We start from the raw sequence: 17,091 nt of genomic DNA, 5'->3' as shown, positions 1-17,091 counted from the left end.
GATTTTCTTCATCATATCGCTTCTTTCTCTCCTGCCATATTTAATGGCACAGGATGTTTCATACGATTCATCGTAAATACGATAACCGCTGTCATTACTTCTGCAACTGGCATAACGAGCCAAATTCCATTTATACCAAATAATTTCGGCATAATCCATAACAATGGAATAATAAATAGTAATCCTCGGCTCATTATAATAAGTACTGATTTCTTCGTTTGTCGCACTGATTGGAAGTACTCTCCATACACAATGTTATAACCTAAAAATACGTATTGGATAAAGAATAAACTAATACCTGTTAAGGTTAACTCCAATAATTCTGGAGATTGAACATCAAATAAACCAATGATATATTTCCCAAAGAATAATCCGACAATTATCGCAAAGCCTCCGAGGACAACAGCAATTTTCACAGCAAACTTCAATCCTTCACGAAGTCTCTCTGATAAATTTGCCCCGTAATGGAAACTAGCAATTGGCTGTAATGCTGCTCCAACACCAAAGAATAATAGTAATGTCATTGCATGAATACTATTCACCATCGCATAGGAAGCTACTCCTACTTCTCCTGCATATTGGACAAATGCGATATTAAAACCAATCGTTACGATTGCAACCGTACTTTCTGCTGTAAAACTTGGGAAACCAATCACCATAATTTGTTTGACAGTATCCCATTCAAAATGAAATTTCGTCCACTTTAAAATACTACTTTTTCTAAAGAAATGGGTTAATAATACAAGGAAACCAATCGCTGCCGAAAGAATAGTCGCTGAGGCAGCACCTGTTACGCCCCATCCAAAGATAAAAATAAAGATATAGTCAAACACTATATTTAATACAGCCGTTACAACAAGACCAGCCATTGCTAAATTAGGATTTCCATCATTTCGTATAAATGTACTTAAAATATTTTCTAAAACGTATATCATTCCAAATGTTAATAATACGTGTAAATAGTCTAACGCATATGGTAAAATTACTTCATTTGCACCAAATAAGTATGCTAAATCTTCTATTCTCCATAAGCAAATCGCTGCTAAAACACCTACGATAACAACTGCTACCGTCATTGATTGAGTAAAAATAGACCTCGCTCTCTCTCGTTTATTTTCACCTAATGCAATGGAATATAACGTTGCCCCGCCCATTCCAATCCATAATGAAATAGAGAAGAAAATCGAAAAGGCTGGAATAGCCACGTTCACTCCTGCTAAACCGTTCGCCCCAACTCCTCTACTAATCATAACCGCATCAATTACAATATTCACTGACATTAATACCATTCCGAGGACGGCTGGTATTAAATAAGAAATAAATAAACTTTTAATTGGTTTTTCTCTTAATTTTTCTGTTGCTTCCATACTCTAATATGCTCCTTTTTTTCAACTCTCTTTTCTTAGTTTAAACCTTCAAGTAACTTTAAGGTCAATAGAGAATTAAAAAATAGGTGACTTAATTATCGCGTTTGATGCTCATTTGTAATTATACGAGTCCTATAACTTATTGCTTTGTTTTTTCATTATAGGAATTTGAATTTCTGTTACTTGCTCCTCAGGATCTTCTGTTACAGACCAATCAATCAATCCAATCTCAATCGAATCTCCATGTACTTCGTAACCTTCTTTATCAATGTATGTAAGTAACTCCTTGTACGTTGCATCTGTTTCTTCATACGGTCCATGATGATAAGAACAAGCATATAAACCTTCTTTAATTTCATCTGAAGTATGCACTTCATACGGCATATAATCCAAAAGAATAAATACACTGCTATATGCTTGAAACTCATTTTGCATTAACCCTTTTTTCGCAACAGTTACACCAATATCTCCAGAAAATAAGCTATCATCCATTTGCCTCATATTTTTTTGCAACGAATGAATGTAGTACTCAAACATATCATCCGTCGTATTCGGGGCAACCGCAATAGCTGTTATTTTTCGCTGCGGGATCTCTTTTATTACCATTTGTTCAGCTTTTGCTTTTGTTGCTTCCTTAATTAAATGAATTCTATGCTCCATTTTCGCCAAAGCATACTCAATTTCTCTTTGTTTCTTCAGCATCATCTCTTGTTGTTTTTCCAGTAAATTGAGTGCGTATGCTGGATTTCTTTCATCAATATATTTCTTAATTTCCTTTAACGGAATATTTAACTGGCGTAAAAATTTAATCGTATCTAACAGTGAAAATTGATCGATTGTATAATAACGATAATTCGTTTGAGGATCAACAATGGACGGATGAAAAATTCCTTTTTCATCATAATACCTTAATGTAGATTCTGCGATATTATGCATTTTTGCCATTTCTCCAATTGTAAAACGTTTATTTAATAACATGTTTCCTTCTCCAATTCATTAAAAATGTTGCCTTATTTCTTCTTATTATATAGCCATTCCCTTCATACCTAAATCAAATTCCATCATGAAAATCTGCTATTTTTTCATTGATTTTTAATAAATTTTATTATATATTAATTACAGGTTCAAATTACGAGTTCAAAAGAACTTGTAATCAGACCCTTTTTGTTTAATGGGTTTTACATATTTTCATTAGGCAAATTCCGAGAAATCGTATGATAAAACTAAAAATGACGAGGAGAGGATCAGATGGAATTCGAATTTTTCTTTCAAATTGCACTTATTTTATTAAGTACAAAACTTGCTGGTGATCTTAGTGTTAGATTAGGTCAACCTTCTGTGCTAGGTAAATTAATTGTCGGTATCGTTATCGGCCCAGCTATATTAGGTTGGATTGAAAATTCAGAGCTTCTAACACAATTAAGTAATGTCGGTGTTATTCTTTTAATGTTTATGGCAGGACTTGAAACAGACTTAGATGAATTAAACGCAAATCGCAATTCTTCTTTAGCAGTTGCACTCGGGGGTATCATTCTTCCATTCGTAGGTGGTTACGTTTCCGGTCTTGTTATGGGAATGGAACAAGGAAACGCTGTATTCTTAGGGTTACTTCTGTGCGCGACAAGTGTTAGTATTTCCGTTCAAACACTTCGTGATTTAGGTAAAATGAAAACACGTGAGAGTACGACGATGCTTGGAGCCGCTGTATTTGATGATATTCTTGTTGTTATTTTATTAGCATTCGCAATGAGCTTCTTAGGCACTGATGATGTTAACTTAACAATGATTATCTTGAAGAAAGTAGTATTCTTCGCTTCTATTATTTTAATTGGATGGAAAGGTGTACCAGCGATCATGCGTTGGTTATCACCACTACGCGTATCTGAGTCTATCGTGAGCGCAGCTCTTATCATCTGTTTCTCATTCGCATATTTCGGCGAATTATTAGGAATTGCTGGTATTATTGGTGCTTTCGCTGCTGGTATTGCAATTTCTCAAACAAACTACAAACATGAAGTAGAAAAGAAAGTAGAACCAATTGCTTACGCTATGTTCGTTCCAGTATTCTTCGTTAGTATCGGTATGAATATTACATTTGACGGTATTGGCAATCAAATTTGGTTCATCCTAGCATTAACAGTAATCGCTGTATTAACAAAACTAATTGGTTGTGGTGTTGGTGCACGCATGACTGGATTTGATGCAAAGTCTTCTGCAATTATCGGTTCTGGTATGGTTTCTCGTGGTGAAGTTGCACTTATCATCGCAGGAACAGGACTCTCTTCAGGTCTATTAGCACAAGATTACTTTACAGCAATCGTTATTGTCGTTATTTTAACTACAATGATTACACCACCAATGTTAAAATACACTTTTGGTGCTAAAGATAAAGCAATGAATGAAAGCAAGTAAATAAGTTTACTATAATAAAAGGAGATTGCTATCTTATAAAATAGCAATCTCCTTTTTGTTTTATCTTTAAACAATCTCGTGCTTTTTTAACCATTTTTCAAAAATAGTTCGAGCTTCTTCATCATCGATATCATTACTAAATGAATACACCTTAATGCCATAATCATCTATATATTCGCCTAGTTTCATTTCCTCCACTTTCTTATAAAAACCGTCTGCCTCATAGTGCGGAATATAAGCATCCCAAACTGGTTCATTTATTCTTTTGTACGCTGTCACTTCCAAATCATATCCATCTTCATAATATCCGATGTGATAATGTTGACTAGGATCATATTTCTCCATAAAAAACTCCTCCTACTAAACAAAAGCGAGCTGTAATCTACAGCTCGCTTCATTCATTAAATGCGTTCCATCGCTGTCTTCAACGTTCCAACAACAAAAGCGATTTCTTCACTCGAAATAACAAGCGGTGGTGCTAATGTTAAGACGTTATTGTATCCTGCTGTTGTCATACCGTTTCGCCCTATAATTAACCCTTTTTCTTTACAAGCATTTACAACACTTGCAATTTTGTCGTTATCAATTGGCTCTTTCGTCTCTTTATCATTTACTAGCTCAATTCCAACTAGTAAACCTTTTCCTCTAATATCCCCAACAAGTGGATGCTCTCCAATTTCTTCTTTTAATTGCTCTAATAAAAGCGAGCCCATTTGTGCAGAGCGCTCAACTAAATTTTCATTTTCCATAATTTCTAAGTTTTTAAGTGCTAATGCACAAGCCGCTGGATTTCCACCAAATGTATTAATATGACGGAAGAATTCATATTCTCCCTTCCCTTTAAATGCTTCATATATTTCTTTTTTCACAGCTGTTGCTGATAACGGTAAATATGCGCTCGTAATCCCTTTTGCCATCGTAATGATATCTGGCTTCACATCATAATTCATAAATCCAAATGCTTTTCCTGTACGTCCGAAACCACAAATCACTTCATCGCTTATGAGCAAGGCACCGTGTTTTTGACACGTCTCATGAACAGCTTTCATATAGTCTTGTGGTGGCATTAAAATGCCTCCACCCGTAATAATTGGTTCCATAATAAAAGCTGCAATCGTTTCACTTAATTCCCATGTCATAACGCGATCTACTTCTTTCACACATTCTACATCATAAATGTTCTCTCTTTCTATTCCAGGCATACGATAGCAATCTGGCGGCGTTACATGTAAAAAGCCTGAAGCAAATGGCTCATATTGATATCTACGCTGTGCTTGTCCCGTCGCTGCCATCGTTGCCATTGTATTTCCATGATACCCGCGGTAACGTGACATAAATTTATAACGATGTGCTTCACCTTTTTGCGCATAGTATTGCCTTGCTATTTTAAAAGCTGTTTCGTTCGCTTCCGAACCACTATTAGAGAAGAAAATAACATACTCTCCTCCAAGCCACTCATTTAATTTTTCTGCAAGCTTTATAGCCGGTTCATGCGATTGTGACATCGGAAAGTATGATAATGTTTGTAATTGCTTATAAGCTGCCTCTGCGAGCTCTTTTCTGCCGTATCCACTATTCACACACCAAAGACCACTCATACCATCTAAATATCTTTTCCCTTGTATATCTTCAACCCAGCACCCTTCTGCTTTTGCCCCTACCATTGTATTATTTGGACTAAAGGGACGCATTCCGTGCCAAACATATTGCTCATCTTTTGCTAATAATTCATCAGTCTGTTTCGTTTTCATCATTTCTTCCACCTTCCATAACAACTTATTTTTCACAAAAGCTGCGCTGGTGCCATGATGATTTAAATTTCTCCCTGCTTATTTTCATTCCACAAAATTAAGACAAATCCTACTTACAAAGCAGTATTATTTACAATAAAATGACAAAAGAAAAAGGAGCTTTTCTTATTATCGAAAAGCCCCTCTTTTTTAATGTGAAGACGCATCACTAATACCATGACCAGTATTAGATTTCACAAGAATTTCATCAAACTTCGCCGCATCTTCTTTCTTACTAGATAAAATGGTCCCTAAATACGCTGCAAGGAATCCGAGCGGGATCGAAATAATTCCAGGTGTCGTATATGGGAATATCGCTTCTCCAACAAATATAGCTTTTCCAGCTACAGGATTCCAAACATTCGGACTTAACGCTACGAGAACAATAGCTGATACGAGACCAACAATCATACCAGAGATGGCACCCGCTGTATTGAAACGCTTCCAATATATTGTGAATAATATAACTGGTAAGTTTGCACTCGCTGCAACTGCAAATGCTAATGAAACTAAAAATGCTACGTTCAATGTTTGAGCAAATAACGCTAGTATAATGGATAATACCGCTACTCCAATAGACGCATAGCGAGCCATTGAAACTTGCTCTTTTTCCGTTGATTTCCCCTTGCGAATAATTTCATTATAAAAATCATGTGCAAAGGCTGACGCTGCTGTTAATACAAGGCCTGCCACTACAGCTAAAATCGTTGCAAAAGCAATGGCTGATACGAAAGCAAATAAGAAATCTCCACCTAACGCTTTCGCTAATAAAGGTGCTGCCATATTACCAGCAGGATTTGCTTTAATAATTGCCTCATTCCCTACAAATGCCGCTGCCCCAAATCCTAAGAAAATTGTCATAATATAAAATGCGCCAATTAACCACGTCGCGTATACTACAGATTGACGTGCTGTTTTTGCATCACGAACTGTAAAGAAGCGAACAAGAATATGTGGTAATCCAGCTGTACCAAGAACTAGTCCTAAATTTAAAGATAGCGTATCAAGGCCATCTTTATACTTTACTCCTGGGTTTAAAAACGAGTCTTTTAACGGTGTAGCTGTCTTCATTTGTGCGAACATTTCAGTCACACTAAAATTAAATTTTGCGAAAACGATAACAGAAATAATAAATGTACCAGCCATAAGTAATACAGCCTTTACAATTTGAACCCAGCTCGTCGCAGTCATTCCGCCAAAAATAACGTACACTGTCATTAATGTACCAACGATTAAAACAGATGTCGTATATTCGATTCCTAATAATAATTTAATAAGTGCACCAGCCCCAACTAATTGTGCAATCATATAAAAAATCGAAATCGTCATCGTATTAAGCGCTGCAACTCCGCGAACTTTTTTCGCATCAAAACGCGCTGCAATCATATCTGCTAACGTGTACTTTCCTAAATTTCGAAGCGGCTCTGCAACTAAGTATAATACAACTAAGTATGCAACTAAAAAACCGATGCTATAAAAGAACCCATCAAACCCAGTTAACGCGATTGCCCCAGCTATACCAAGAAAGGACGCAGCAGACATATAATCTCCCGCAATAGCCAGACCATTTTGCCAACCAGTTAATCCCCCTCCAGCCGTATAAAACTCACTCGCATTTTTCGTTTTCTTCGATGCAAAATAAGTTATGACGAGTGTACCAAGTACGATGATTAAAAATAGTGCAAAAGCGGTTACATTCAAAGTCATCCCCTCCCTTTTTGCATATCTTGCAGAATGTTTTGTGAGATTTTATCAAAGGATTCCGCTTTTTTGCTGTAAATCATACATAATGACCACGTCATAATAAATTGAGCAAATGCAAATACCCATGCCCACGTAACATCACCGAATGCCGGTGTATTGAGTACCTTTGAATACGATGTTAATATAGGTAACGCAATAAAAAAACTTAAAAAGAAAATACTCATTGGAACGATGAACTTCTTTTTCGTATTTAATAGCAATTGAAATTCTTCTGACTGAACAACCTCTGTATAATTCACCTCATTTTGCAACTTACGTGCTGACGTATCATCTCGTTTCATTAACCGATCCCCTCTCTTACTTGAAATGCACTTCCCCCTTGCATACCTAAAGACTAAATTTTATAAATATTCAGAAACTTATACTTATTGTAGACAATCCGTGCATTCATGCAAAGATTTTTTGATAGACATTTTTCGGCAATTTCCCCTAAATTTTTAATATACTTTTTCAACATAAAGTGACACCTTACTTATTTTTTCCTCATTAAGACAAAAGCAGTGCTTAACGCACTACTTTTGTCTTTTTTTCCTTTTCTAAATTACGAGCTGTTTCGCTTAACTCAACCTCTTTTCCGTCTTTAAGTGTTCCAAATATAAAATCGAATACTGGATTTGAAACACCGAACCAAAACTTTTCGTTTTTATAATGGTGTAATATATGTTGTTTTTTTAACCATCTTCCAAACTTAGTGACGGGACGAATCGGTCTATGGGCAATATAATGTTTCCATTCGTAAACGAGTAGCATAATAATCATTCCGATTCCAAATGAAAGTGTAATAGTAACACTTTTTGTAATACCATATGCTATAAGCAAATATATAGTAAAACTAGGTATACTAAACCAAACAGGTAAAAACAAAAGTTTTAAATCATCTGGATATACGTGGTGATCATAATGCAATCTTCTTAACATTTTTAATAGAAATGTGTTTTTAGGTGGCTTTATATGGAATAAAAAACGATGTGTCATATATTCATTAAGTGTATAGAAAGCAATCCCAACCATACATGCTAACATACCAAACCACGTAAAAAATTGCATTTTTAAAATAATAATGAAAATAAATAGAATGCTATACATAATAACGATATCATGTTGTAAAAAGAACTCTTTCCCCACTTTCTTCATCTTGTTTCCCCCTTTTCCAAAAAAACAGCCGCAACATATCGTTACGACTATTTCTTTTCTATTCTTATTCTATTCACTTTACAAATTTGCCTGCTGTTCTATTGTCGAGAAAAAATTGTTTGGTCCAAATATATTTTGCTTCGGAATAATATGTTCCACTGCAAACACTGTTACTTCTCCTCTTTGCACTTCTCCAATAATAAGCCCCAATATTTCATGATTTACTGCAAACGTCGGTTGCTTTGTTTGTAACAATCTTGCTGCATTATGAAATACCGTTTCATATAGTGGATCTCTATCAGTAATTTCTTTTCGGATTTTTGGCGCTAACGTAATTATAATTTCTTTTCCTTCAATAGTGGTTCGATACATAAAAATCTCCCCTTCAATCTTATGTGAACAACTGTATAGCTTTGTATGCAAAATGTATAGAGTAACATACTAAAATAATACCTGCTCCGGCTGTTATGTAGCCAAGCGCTTTTGGTTTTAATAAAGTTCTTCCAAAATGTACAGAAAAAGCAATATTTAAATTCCATAAAATAATACCAGCAATAATGCAAAGACTGTATAAAAAAGCTTCTTGTTTCGTTACCTTCGTAAGTAATGAGCTAAGTGTACTTCCGTATATACCAAACCAAAAAACAAGATTTAATGGATTGGATATCGCAATTAAAAATCCTGCCATAAACGATTGCTTAAGGCCACCTACCTCTTCTTTTTTATATTCCATATTCGAGTGGAAAATTCCTTGTTTTACACTTTGAAATCCTAAATAAAATAACAAGAAAAAACCCGTGCAATACATGAAGGCTTGTACATATGTATACATAAACACAGAAGATAAACCGAAATAAATGAGAAGCATAAATAAAACATCTGCAGTCATTCCGCCAATTCCAACAACCCAAGCGTGCCAAAACCCACGTTCGATTCCTCGTTTTAACATTTCAATATTAATTGGCCCTACTGGCGCAGCCAATGATATACCTAATACGATTTGCTGTATAATTGCTCCAAACATCGCTCTATCCTTTCTACTCTCTTTACTACTAGTTAATGATGTAATTAAAAAAATAGACTAGCTTTCATAATAAAATACCCTTTTTTATCCAAAATATACAAAAGAACCATCTAGGTGATGGCTCTTACTTTTCTATCCTATGAAGAAAAGGACATTTCCCTTTTATTAGCTCTACATCGTCTCCTATGAAATATTGTTTCCATTCGCGATGCTCTGGGTCACCATAATGACTAATGTTAGGATGTTTCGGCAATTGATCCCACTTTTCAACTCGCTCACGGACCATTTGTCTTGAATATGCTCCTTTAGGATGATCTCCCTCTAATCCATCAAAAATAGTGCGTGGCTGAAACCCAATAACGAGTGAATTCCCTAAATATCTAGTTTTTCGTTTTTTATAAGCTGGCGCATTTCCAAATGCGAATATTGGCTCACCACCAAATGAAAATTCCCATAAATAATGGTCTGGATCTTCAGGAATTTGCTTTGGCCATGCTTGATTATCGTTTTCATGTAAATACTGTAACACTTTCCAAAAGGAATCACGGTAATATTCGAGTGATTGTTCTTCACATTCCGGTTCTACAAAAAGGAAAAAGCCCCTTCTTACAATCGGCCTCTCTTTCATTAACTCTAAAAAAGATAACATTGTATGTGGCAAATGACTCCAATCATTATGAGAAAGAAATGAATAACGAAGTTCATTCTTTTTCAAAGCTGTTAAACCGAAATAACATGGAAAAGTTGGTTCTAACACGACACTTGAAAAAATCTCAAATTCTTTTGCAACCCAATCCGGTATATCGGTTCTCGTTCTCATTCCTTCATTGTCTAATAAGTAAGACTTATTCATTCTTTCACCTCATTATGTATAGCATTCAATTAAGAATATTACATACTCGGTCTGTCCTATACCTATTTAAAAATTTGACTGAAAAATTATTTAAAAATACAAAAAAATAAAATCGCTTACTTGACTAAATTCTCCCAATTCGTGTATATTTAAATTAATCATTTAGCAGAATATTCAAGAATATAGCATTTTTAGTTTATATTATTTTTTAAATGAATTTCACTAAATGAAAATAGTAAACGCTTTTAGGAGGAATTGTAACATGCAAGGAAAAGTAAAATGGTTTAACAACGAAAAAGGTTTTGGATTTATCGAAATGGAAGGCGCTGACGATGTATTCGTACATTTCTCTGCTATTCAAGGAGACGGCTACAAAGCTTTAGAAGAAGGTCAAGAAGTATCTTTCGATATTACTGAAGGTAACCGCGGACCTCAAGCTGCTAACGTAGTAAAACTTTAATCCAACATATAACAGGAGGTTACCTTACTTGGTAACCTCCTTTGTTATTCCTTTGTATATTTCCGTTTTACAGAGCAAAAACTATGTGAAATGCGCACTATACAAAGGAGGAATTATTAATGGGATCAGAAGTAAATGATTTTGAAGAAGTGAAATTCCGTGTAGAAACAGCACAAAAAATGGTAGGATCAGCAACAATTTCAATGGATCCAGATACATTAGAGCATGCTACTACTGCTGTAGAAGCCGCTCGCTCTCAGCTTGAAATTATGAAGTCTGTTGCAACAGATTTAGATGAGCCGTTTCTGATGAATGAGGAAAAAAAATTAAGTCAATGCGAGCATCAATTAAATGAAGCGAAGCACTAAAAAACATCCAGAGAATTTTCTCTGGATGTTTTTTCATGACAGCTGTTCTCCATACTTTTTCAACGTTTCTCCAACTGTACATTGCCTGATACAAAATGAATGAGCGTAATACTTACTATTCGTCTTTCGATTATGTTCTCGCAAAAAACACCCTTCACAATACGTTTCTAATAAGTCATTTACCTCTGTAATGAGTTGCTTTTTATCCACCTTTGCACCTCTCTATTCGGTTATTTCTTTATGACTATCAATAACTGTTCCTTCTAATGCTTGCGTAGCTAATTGATGTGCTTCTTTATTTTGTTTTCTAGATATCGGCTCACATACAAGTTTTAATTTCATTTGCTTCGCCTTTTGTTCAATTTGATCTAAATAATGATTTAAATGTTCATCATAACAAGGCCATTCTCCGGCTAATTGCTGCAGTACCACTTGTGAGTCTCCGCGAAGTGTAACTGCTTCATACTTAATCCCTAGTTCCTCGAGTATATTCATACCGTATAATAATGATGCATATTCCGCTTCATTATTATCATATATACCTTCTATATATGCATTGCGGCGAATGCGGTAGTTTGTATTTCCTTTTTTATAATACACACATATACCAACGCCAGCCTCTTTCGTTTGCACATCATACCCCCCATCAAAATAAACGTGTATTTCTTGAGGCTCTTCCTCCACTTGTTTACTCAGCTTTTTCATTTCCTTTAATGACCATTCGGCATCCATTTCATCGTAAAATAGTAGTTCTTTCACCCTACCCGTTTTCTCAAAATCCTCTGCAAATTGAAGTACTTCTTCTATGTTCATATAATCTGTCGTTAATTCCGTCTGCAAACCGCGCTTTGTTTTATACAACCAATGAATTTTATATTTCATACTAGATTCCCCTTATATAAGACTTCTTATATGTAGCCAGCTAATGAAAGCCTCACTTTATTTTATTATATTGTATCAATAGTCACAGCATTATATTCAATGTGATTACATACAAAAAGAGCTATCCCTATAGGAATAACTCTTTCATCTATTGCATAAATCTTTCAAATTGTACTCGCTTGTTAATCCAGTACATTACAGGCATACCAATCGCCATGACAACAAATTCACCAACTGCACATGTCAACCAAGACAACATAAATGGTAAACCCAATGCAAGATGAAGTTCAATTGCAATCATAAACATTGTAATTGTAAAGATAACTGTATTAAAAATCATACGAGCCCAAACACCTTTAATAAATCGCATAGAAATAATCGTTGCAACTAATGCAAGAATAGATTGCCCTACTCCAAATACTAAATCGTAAGCGATCATAGGTGAGAAAAAGAGATTCGTTAAAAATACACCTAATACAATTCCGTAAATTGCTTTCTTATTAAATACAACAAGATGATTAAACATCTCTGAAATACGAAACTGTACATTCGTAAAGCCAAATGGCTGAATAAGCATAGAAACAGCAATATATAATGCCGCTAAAATACCATTACCGACTAAAGTTCTAATATTCATGACAAAATCTCCTTAGTTTTTTTACGTGGGATGGTTTCGAACCACGTTATTCGTTTTTTTAGCAACAAGATTATATTTTACGTGGTAGCCCCTCTTTCGTCAATAGATTCCTATCGTGAACTACCTTTTTTCTTTTAGACAACGTATAATAAAACATATGAAAGTTTTAGGAGGTTTCACTTCATGACAGCAACAATTCAAAATGAAAAAGTGATCGTTTCCATTTCTGACAAAGGTGCAGAATTACAAAGCGTTCGCTTAAAAGAAGATAACACTGAATACTTATGGCAAGGCGATTCTACTTATTGGGGGCGCCGCGCACCAATTTTATTTCCAATTGTCGGCCGATTAGTAGATAATACATACTACGTAGACGGTAAACCATATTCATTAACACAACACGGTTTCGCTCGTGATCTTACATTCTCTGTAAAAGAACAAAGTGAAACGAAAATCACTTATATTGTTACTAGTAATGAAGAAACATTAAAAAAATACCCATACGAATTCGAATTACTCGTTTCTTATGAGCTAGACGGACAAAGTGTTCATGTAACATATGAAGTAAATAATCCTTCTTCAAAAGAGATGTTCTTCTCAATCGGAGCACACCCTGGATTCAACTTGCCTTTATTGGACGGTGAATCATTTACAGATTATCACTTATCGTTTAATGGTTCGGAACACTTAGAAACCAGTGTATTAGAAGGACCTTATCTTTCAAACAAAAAGCAATTAATCGCTGAAAATACAAATGAATTGCCACTTACATATGATTTATTCAAAAATGATGCGCTTATTTTTGAACATATGAATACGAATGAAATTTCGATTCGTTCTCATAAACATAATAAATTTGTAAAAGTAGAATTTGATGGATTCCCATTTGTCGGCGTATGGACACCAGGGGATAATGCACCTTTCTTATGTATTGAACCTTGGTACGGAATTGCCGATGAAGTAACTCCAGCAAAAGATTTCAAGAAAAAAAAAGGAATTCAATCTTTACAAGCGAATGAAACATTTACATGTCGTTATAGCATTACAATCGGCTAATTACTCTATCCCCTACTTCAAAGAAACATATAAGTAGGGGATCACCTTATCATTTGGAGGTTTCTCATTTTGATTGAAGTATATATTGATGGTGCATCAAAAGGAAATCCTGGTCCTTCTGGTGCGGGAGTATTTATTAAAGGGGTTCAACCAGCTGTACAATTATCATTACCCCTCGGGACAATGTCCAATCATGAAGCAGAATACCACGCTTTACTTGCGGCATTAAAATATTGCACGGAGCATAATTATAACATTGTCTCTTTTCGTACAGATTCGCAACTTGTCGAGCGAGCTGTCGAAAAAGAATACGCAAAAAATAAAATGTTTGCACCTTTATTAGAAGAAGCACTGCAGTACATAAAAAATTTCGACCTCTTTTTTATTAAGTGGATTCCAAGTAGTCAAAATAAAGTTGCTGATGAGTTAGCTAGAAAGGCTATCTTACAAAATTAACGGAGGTATGAGTGTGAAAAAAGATTGGATTGCTCCTCTTGCTTTATTATTTGTCTCTTTTATTTGGGGAGCTACGTTTGTTGTCGTTCAAAATGCTATGTCTTTCGTTGGTCCATTTACTTTTAATGGTATTCGCTTTTTATTCGCCGGAATTATTTTATTATTCGTTCAAATGATTTTCGCAAAAAAAACTTCAAAACAAGATATAAAACAGAGTAGCCTTGCTGGATTAATCGTTGGATTCTTTTTATGTGTTGGCTATGTGTTACAAACATTCGGCTTACTTTATACAACTTCTTCAAAAGCAGGATTCTTAACAGGGCTTAGTATCGTTATGGTACCTATTTTGTCTTTTATCTTTTTAAAACAAAAAGCTACTATTTTTATCGTAATGGGCATTGCTGTAGCAACAGCAGGTTTATACTTATTAACAGCTGGTGATTCATTTCAATTAAACATTGGAGATATACTCGTTCTCGGTTGCGCGGTTGCTTTCGCTACTCATATTCTTGTTAATGGCTTCTTCTCTAAGAAAATATCACCTTTATTGTTAAGTACGTCGCAAGTGTTAGCTGTCGGTATGTTTTCTTCTATTTGCGCCTTTTTGTTTGAAGATTGGGAAAAATTACTTTCAGCAGCACTATGGACGAATTCTTCCTTTTTATTCGCCCTATTTCTAACTTCTCTATTCGCAACATCCATTGCTTTTTTCATTCAAACATCAGCGCAAAAACATACGTCTCCAACGAGAGTAGCCATTATTTTCGCAATGGAGCCCGTTTTCGCTGCCTTAACAGGCGTTCTCGTTGCAAACGAACAACTTTCTATTTCCGCTATTATCGGATGCCTCTGTATTTTCCTAGGCATGGTGTTTGTTGAATTACCTTCCAAAACAAAAAAAGAAGCGCAGGCTGCGTGAAGTTACGCTTGTAACTTCCGCATAAAAGCCTTAGCGCTTTTTTTATCTGTAATCTCTTCTTCTTTCAATCGTTCTAATAACGCAACAAAATAACTCCCATCAAACTGTAACTGATGTTTAATTGTCGCTTCTATTGCCGCGTTCACAATTCCATCAGATGCACCCGTATATCCTTGTCCGAACATAATAAACCCTTGTGCTTCCTCTGATAGTTTAAATCCTTTCGTATGTAAGAATGAAAGATAATCTTCTACTGTTTGCATGCTATTCCCACCTACTCAAAAATTCTCCATCTCCTATCATACATGTTTTTACAAGCTATGAGAATGAAATTTATATGACAACTTTGTAAATCTATCCGAAGTAGACGATAGAGGATTTCCTTACAATATAAAAGAATATGTAACTGGTAACTTATTTTATATTAAAGGGGATAGGGATATAAAATGAAACAAGCACTATTAATTATTGATGCGCAACAAGAGTTAATGGATGGAAATGAAAAAGAAAATGCAGTTTTTCGTAAAACCGAGTTACTATCCACACTAAATACAGCTGTGCAGAAAGCAATCGATGCAAATGCCCTTATTGTTTTCGTAAGAGATATCGATGTTGCTTCTGGTAGCGGTGAGGGATTTGAAGTACATAATGAAATTCAAGTACCTCAGTCTGCAATCCTTATTAATAAAGCAGCAACGAACGCATTCTATGGCACTTCTTTACTTGAACTTTTAAAAGAAGAGAAGATTGGCCATATCGTTATCGGTGGATGTAAAACAGAGCATTGTATCGACACCGCAGTTAGAACTGCGACTGTACAAGGATGTGACGTTACATTAATTAAAAATGGTCATTCCACAACTGATTCTAACGTATTATCTGCAGAGCAAATTATTGCTCATCATAATAAAATTCTACATGGACATTATAATGTGGATCATTTTTCAGTTGTTAGGGATGTCGAGGAAGACCTTTTTGTACCTATTCATGATCAATATCGTGATTAACGAAAAAGAATCCTTCATTCAGAAGGATTCTTTTTTATCCAAAAATTTGCGCTGCAATGCTATATAACTCATTATTCCTTTTTAATAATTGATCGCTATTTTTCATCATAATTGGTGGTGTATTAACCTTTTGAAAGCCAACAGCCTCTAATTCATTCATAAAATCGTTTTTCCCCTCTGGTACATCAATTCTTAATTTACCATGATGTTCACTTGCTAAATAATGTACAATTCGCATCGCCATTTCATCATTTTTAGCAACGACTGGTCCTATTATTTTATTTTCTGGTGTTTGTACGCTTAAACCATATGCTAGTACATGTTGTTCCTTATCCTTTACAACGATACACTGTTCACTTTGCATAATTCTTTTCGTTAAAAACTCTTTTCTATTTGTTCCAAACGCATATTCATCTAATTTTATTAGTTCTTCTAAATCACACTCTTGATAATTCATTATATAATCTTCATTTTCTATACAATAATCATTCACATTGTACGAGTTACATATGTATTTAGAAACATAGCTTACTGCTCTAAATCCTAATTTTTCATATAAAAATTCCCCCTCATCTGTAGCAATAAGCATAATGGCAGTTTGAGCCAATACGCTCTTCATGCATGCATTCGTTATCGTCTTTCCAATCCCGCGTCCCTTATAATTCGGATGTACAATGACCATTCCGATAGATGCTAATTTCTCTTCATATAATATTATTGCCGCACTAGCAATGAGTTCCTCCCTCTCATTCCACACACCGTATACAATACCTGAGCTAAAAATAGTCTCAATTTCTTCCCTGTTATAATCCCACCCAATATAAGAAGATAACGCTACAATGTCCTCTATTTTTTCTTTCCTAAGACGTTCTACCCTCATTTCTAATTCAATCATAATCCATCCCCTTATCTAGACATTTAAATCATTATTATCAAATCAACTTGTACATGTTTCCCTTTAT

Annotated in this window: 22 protein-coding genes and 1 riboswitch; of the genes, 7 read left to right on the top strand and 15 right to left on the bottom strand. The window is 35.0% G+C overall.

The features are described 5' to 3' along the window. Positions 1-11: 11 nt before the first annotated feature. Together BAQ53_RS07860 and BAQ53_RS07855 are read right to left on the bottom strand one after the other, a co-directional pair. Positions 12-1,367, bottom strand: coding sequence for an MATE family efflux transporter (locus BAQ53_RS07860; RefSeq protein WP_000388398.1), 1,356 nt, complete (start codon positions 1,365-1,367; stop codon positions 12-14). Between the two features lie 132 nt (positions 1,368-1,499). Beyond that, the gene (locus BAQ53_RS07855; RefSeq protein WP_000925915.1) at positions 1,500-2,345 is read right to left on the bottom strand and encodes a MerR family transcriptional regulator; all 846 of its coding nucleotides are present in this window, start codon (positions 2,343-2,345) and stop codon (positions 1,500-1,502) included. 270 nt (positions 2,346-2,615) lie between these two features. Here BAQ53_RS07855 and BAQ53_RS07850 point away from each other — a divergent pair, with 270 nt between their 5' ends. Continuing rightward, on the top strand, positions 2,616-3,779 hold the full coding sequence (locus BAQ53_RS07850; protein WP_000393874.1) for a cation:proton antiporter: 1,164 nt from the start codon (positions 2,616-2,618) through the stop codon (positions 3,777-3,779). Positions 3,780-3,845: 66 nt separating this feature from the next. Here the strand turns inward: BAQ53_RS07850 and BAQ53_RS07845 are convergent, their stop codons facing one another. The 8 genes from BAQ53_RS07845 to BAQ53_RS07810 all read right to left on the bottom strand — a co-directional run bounded on the left by BAQ53_RS07845 (position 3,846) and on the right by BAQ53_RS07810 (position 10,344). Further along, positions 3,846-4,124 (bottom strand): DUF3986 family protein, encoded by a 279-nt coding sequence (locus tag BAQ53_RS07845; RefSeq protein ID WP_000417077.1) that lies wholly within the window; start codon positions 4,122-4,124, stop codon positions 3,846-3,848. A 56-nt stretch (positions 4,125-4,180) separates the two neighbouring features. Then, positions 4,181-5,530, bottom strand: coding sequence for an aspartate aminotransferase family protein (locus BAQ53_RS07840; RefSeq protein WP_000850944.1), 1,350 nt, complete (start codon positions 5,528-5,530; stop codon positions 4,181-4,183). A 189-nt stretch (positions 5,531-5,719) separates the two neighbouring features. After that, positions 5,720-7,270: a solute symporter family protein gene (locus BAQ53_RS07835; protein ID WP_001103249.1), complete on the bottom strand. Its 1,551-nt coding sequence runs from the start codon at positions 7,268-7,270 to the stop codon at positions 5,720-5,722. 2 nt (positions 7,271-7,272) lie between these two features. Next, positions 7,273-7,614, bottom strand: coding sequence for a DUF485 domain-containing protein (locus BAQ53_RS07830; protein WP_000817376.1), 342 nt, complete (start codon positions 7,612-7,614; stop codon positions 7,273-7,275). A 223-nt stretch (positions 7,615-7,837) separates the two neighbouring features. Beyond that, positions 7,838-8,467 carry a sterol desaturase family protein gene (locus tag BAQ53_RS07825; RefSeq protein WP_000755399.1) on the bottom strand — a complete coding sequence of 210 codons (630 nt, stop codon included), beginning with the start codon at positions 8,465-8,467 and terminating at the stop codon, positions 7,838-7,840. 78 nt (positions 8,468-8,545) lie between these two features. Continuing rightward, a complete protein-coding gene (locus tag BAQ53_RS07820) occupies positions 8,546-8,839 on the bottom strand; it encodes a hypothetical protein (RefSeq protein WP_000286382.1) in 294 nt (97 codons plus the stop codon). 19 nt (positions 8,840-8,858) lie between these two features. Then, on the bottom strand, positions 8,859-9,491 hold the full coding sequence (locus tag BAQ53_RS07815; protein ID WP_208906676.1) for a LysE family transporter: 633 nt from the start codon (positions 9,489-9,491) through the stop codon (positions 8,859-8,861). Between the two features lie 124 nt (positions 9,492-9,615). Next, positions 9,616-10,344 (bottom strand): YqcI/YcgG family protein, encoded by a 729-nt coding sequence (locus tag BAQ53_RS07810; RefSeq protein WP_001043773.1) that lies wholly within the window; start codon positions 10,342-10,344, stop codon positions 9,616-9,618. Positions 10,345-10,606: 262 nt separating this feature from the next. On the opposite strand from BAQ53_RS07810, the gene cspB reads away from it, so the two are divergent. Continuing rightward, complete coding sequence (gene cspB / locus BAQ53_RS07805) at positions 10,607-10,804, top strand: cold shock-like protein CspB (RefSeq protein ID WP_001161731.1); 198 nt, start codon at positions 10,607-10,609, stop codon at positions 10,802-10,804. Between the two features lie 119 nt (positions 10,805-10,923). Further along, entirely contained in the window at positions 10,924-11,172 is a 249-nt protein-coding gene (locus BAQ53_RS07800) for a DUF2564 family protein (protein WP_000534396.1), read from the top strand. 33 nt (positions 11,173-11,205) lie between these two features. Here BAQ53_RS07800 and BAQ53_RS07795 read toward each other — a convergent pair whose 3' ends face one another. The 3 genes from BAQ53_RS07795 to BAQ53_RS07785 form a co-directional block, all read right to left on the bottom strand. Beyond that, positions 11,206-11,382, bottom strand: coding sequence for a zinc-finger domain-containing protein (locus BAQ53_RS07795; RefSeq protein WP_000358801.1), 177 nt, complete (start codon positions 11,380-11,382; stop codon positions 11,206-11,208). 12 nt (positions 11,383-11,394) lie between these two features. Further along, positions 11,395-12,054, bottom strand: a complete 660-nt coding sequence (locus BAQ53_RS07790) for a ribonuclease H family protein (RefSeq protein ID WP_000875543.1) — start codon at positions 12,052-12,054, stop codon at positions 11,395-11,397. A 148-nt stretch (positions 12,055-12,202) separates the two neighbouring features. Further along, complete coding sequence (locus BAQ53_RS07785; RefSeq protein ID WP_001026476.1) at positions 12,203-12,691, bottom strand: QueT transporter family protein; 489 nt, start codon at positions 12,689-12,691, stop codon at positions 12,203-12,205. A gap of 6 nt (positions 12,692-12,697) precedes the next feature. Then, positions 12,698-12,742: riboswitch (PreQ1 riboswitch) on the bottom strand. A gap of 132 nt (positions 12,743-12,874) precedes the next feature. On the opposite strand from BAQ53_RS07785, the gene BAQ53_RS07780 reads away from it, so the two are divergent. The 3 genes from BAQ53_RS07780 (at position 12,875) to BAQ53_RS07770 (ending at position 15,122) form a co-directional block, all read left to right on the top strand. Continuing rightward, positions 12,875-13,747, top strand: coding sequence for an aldose 1-epimerase family protein (locus BAQ53_RS07780; protein WP_208906675.1), 873 nt, complete (start codon positions 12,875-12,877; stop codon positions 13,745-13,747). A 69-nt stretch (positions 13,748-13,816) separates the two neighbouring features. Continuing rightward, positions 13,817-14,203, top strand: coding sequence for a reverse transcriptase-like protein (locus BAQ53_RS07775; protein ID WP_000573872.1), 387 nt, complete (start codon positions 13,817-13,819; stop codon positions 14,201-14,203). 13 nt (positions 14,204-14,216) lie between these two features. Continuing rightward, positions 14,217-15,122 carry a DMT family transporter gene (locus tag BAQ53_RS07770; RefSeq protein ID WP_208906674.1) on the top strand — a complete coding sequence of 302 codons (906 nt, stop codon included), beginning with the start codon at positions 14,217-14,219 and terminating at the stop codon, positions 15,120-15,122. A gap of 2 nt (positions 15,123-15,124) precedes the next feature. On the opposite strand, the gene BAQ53_RS07765 is transcribed toward BAQ53_RS07770, so the two are convergent. Then, on the bottom strand, positions 15,125-15,385 hold the full coding sequence (locus BAQ53_RS07765; RefSeq protein WP_001195212.1) for a DUF6123 family protein: 261 nt from the start codon (positions 15,383-15,385) through the stop codon (positions 15,125-15,127). Between the two features lie 183 nt (positions 15,386-15,568). On the opposite strand from BAQ53_RS07765, the gene BAQ53_RS07760 reads away from it, so the two are divergent. After that, positions 15,569-16,129 carry a cysteine hydrolase family protein gene (locus tag BAQ53_RS07760; protein ID WP_000806331.1) on the top strand — a complete coding sequence of 187 codons (561 nt, stop codon included), beginning with the start codon at positions 15,569-15,571 and terminating at the stop codon, positions 16,127-16,129. Between the two features lie 34 nt (positions 16,130-16,163). On the opposite strand, the gene BAQ53_RS07755 is transcribed toward BAQ53_RS07760, so the two are convergent. Continuing rightward, positions 16,164-17,024, bottom strand: coding sequence for a GNAT family N-acetyltransferase (locus tag BAQ53_RS07755; RefSeq protein WP_061883949.1), 861 nt, complete (start codon positions 17,022-17,024; stop codon positions 16,164-16,166). Positions 17,025-17,091: the final 67 nt, after the last annotated feature.

The organism is Bacillus sp. B25(2016b), assembly GCF_001679765.1.
Lineage (GTDB): Bacteria > Bacillota > Bacilli > Bacillales > Bacillaceae_G > Bacillus_A > Bacillus_A thuringiensis_K.
This window is presented reverse-complemented; position numbering and strand designations above follow the sequence as displayed.

What these genes read in the sequence shown, in the direction of transcription:
- BAQ53_RS07800 (WP_000534396.1), top strand. Translation starts at nt 10,924, where the DNA reads ATGGGATCAGAAGTAAATGATTTTGAAGAAGTGAAATTCCGTGTAGAA.
- BAQ53_RS07760 (WP_000806331.1), top strand. Translation starts at nt 15,569, where the DNA reads ATGAAACAAGCACTATTAATTATTGATGCGCAACAAGAGTTAATGGAT.
- BAQ53_RS07845 (WP_000417077.1), bottom strand. Translation starts at nt 4,124, where the DNA reads ATGGAGAAATATGATCCTAGTCAACATTATCACATCGGATATTATGAA.
- BAQ53_RS07790 (WP_000875543.1), bottom strand. Translation starts at nt 12,054, where the DNA reads ATGAAATATAAAATTCATTGGTTGTATAAAACAAAGCGCGGTTTGCAG.
- BAQ53_RS07850 (WP_000393874.1), top strand. Translation starts at nt 2,616, where the DNA reads ATGGAATTCGAATTTTTCTTTCAAATTGCACTTATTTTATTAAGTACA.
- cspB (WP_001161731.1), top strand. Translation starts at nt 10,607, where the DNA reads ATGCAAGGAAAAGTAAAATGGTTTAACAACGAAAAAGGTTTTGGATTT.
- BAQ53_RS07755 (WP_061883949.1), bottom strand. Translation starts at nt 17,024, where the DNA reads ATGATTGAATTAGAAATGAGGGTAGAACGTCTTAGGAAAGAAAAAATA.
- BAQ53_RS07785 (WP_001026476.1), bottom strand. Translation starts at nt 12,691, where the DNA reads ATGAATATTAGAACTTTAGTCGGTAATGGTATTTTAGCGGCATTATAT.
- BAQ53_RS07815 (WP_208906676.1), bottom strand. Translation starts at nt 9,491, where the DNA reads ATGTTTGGAGCAATTATACAGCAAATCGTATTAGGTATATCATTGGCT.
- BAQ53_RS07855 (WP_000925915.1), bottom strand. Translation starts at nt 2,345, where the DNA reads ATGTTATTAAATAAACGTTTTACAATTGGAGAAATGGCAAAAATGCAT.
- BAQ53_RS07765 (WP_001195212.1), bottom strand. Translation starts at nt 15,385, where the DNA reads ATGCAAACAGTAGAAGATTATCTTTCATTCTTACATACGAAAGGATTT.
- BAQ53_RS07780 (WP_208906675.1), top strand. Translation starts at nt 12,875, where the DNA reads ATGACAGCAACAATTCAAAATGAAAAAGTGATCGTTTCCATTTCTGAC.
- BAQ53_RS07860 (WP_000388398.1), bottom strand. Translation starts at nt 1,367, where the DNA reads ATGGAAGCAACAGAAAAATTAAGAGAAAAACCAATTAAAAGTTTATTT.
- BAQ53_RS07840 (WP_000850944.1), bottom strand. Translation starts at nt 5,530, where the DNA reads ATGAAAACGAAACAGACTGATGAATTATTAGCAAAAGATGAGCAATAT.
- BAQ53_RS07820 (WP_000286382.1), bottom strand. Translation starts at nt 8,839, where the DNA reads ATGTATCGAACCACTATTGAAGGAAAAGAAATTATAATTACGTTAGCG.
- BAQ53_RS07825 (WP_000755399.1), bottom strand. Translation starts at nt 8,467, where the DNA reads ATGAAGAAAGTGGGGAAAGAGTTCTTTTTACAACATGATATCGTTATT.
- BAQ53_RS07830 (WP_000817376.1), bottom strand. Translation starts at nt 7,614, where the DNA reads ATGAAACGAGATGATACGTCAGCACGTAAGTTGCAAAATGAGGTGAAT.
- BAQ53_RS07810 (WP_001043773.1), bottom strand. Translation starts at nt 10,344, where the DNA reads ATGAATAAGTCTTACTTATTAGACAATGAAGGAATGAGAACGAGAACC.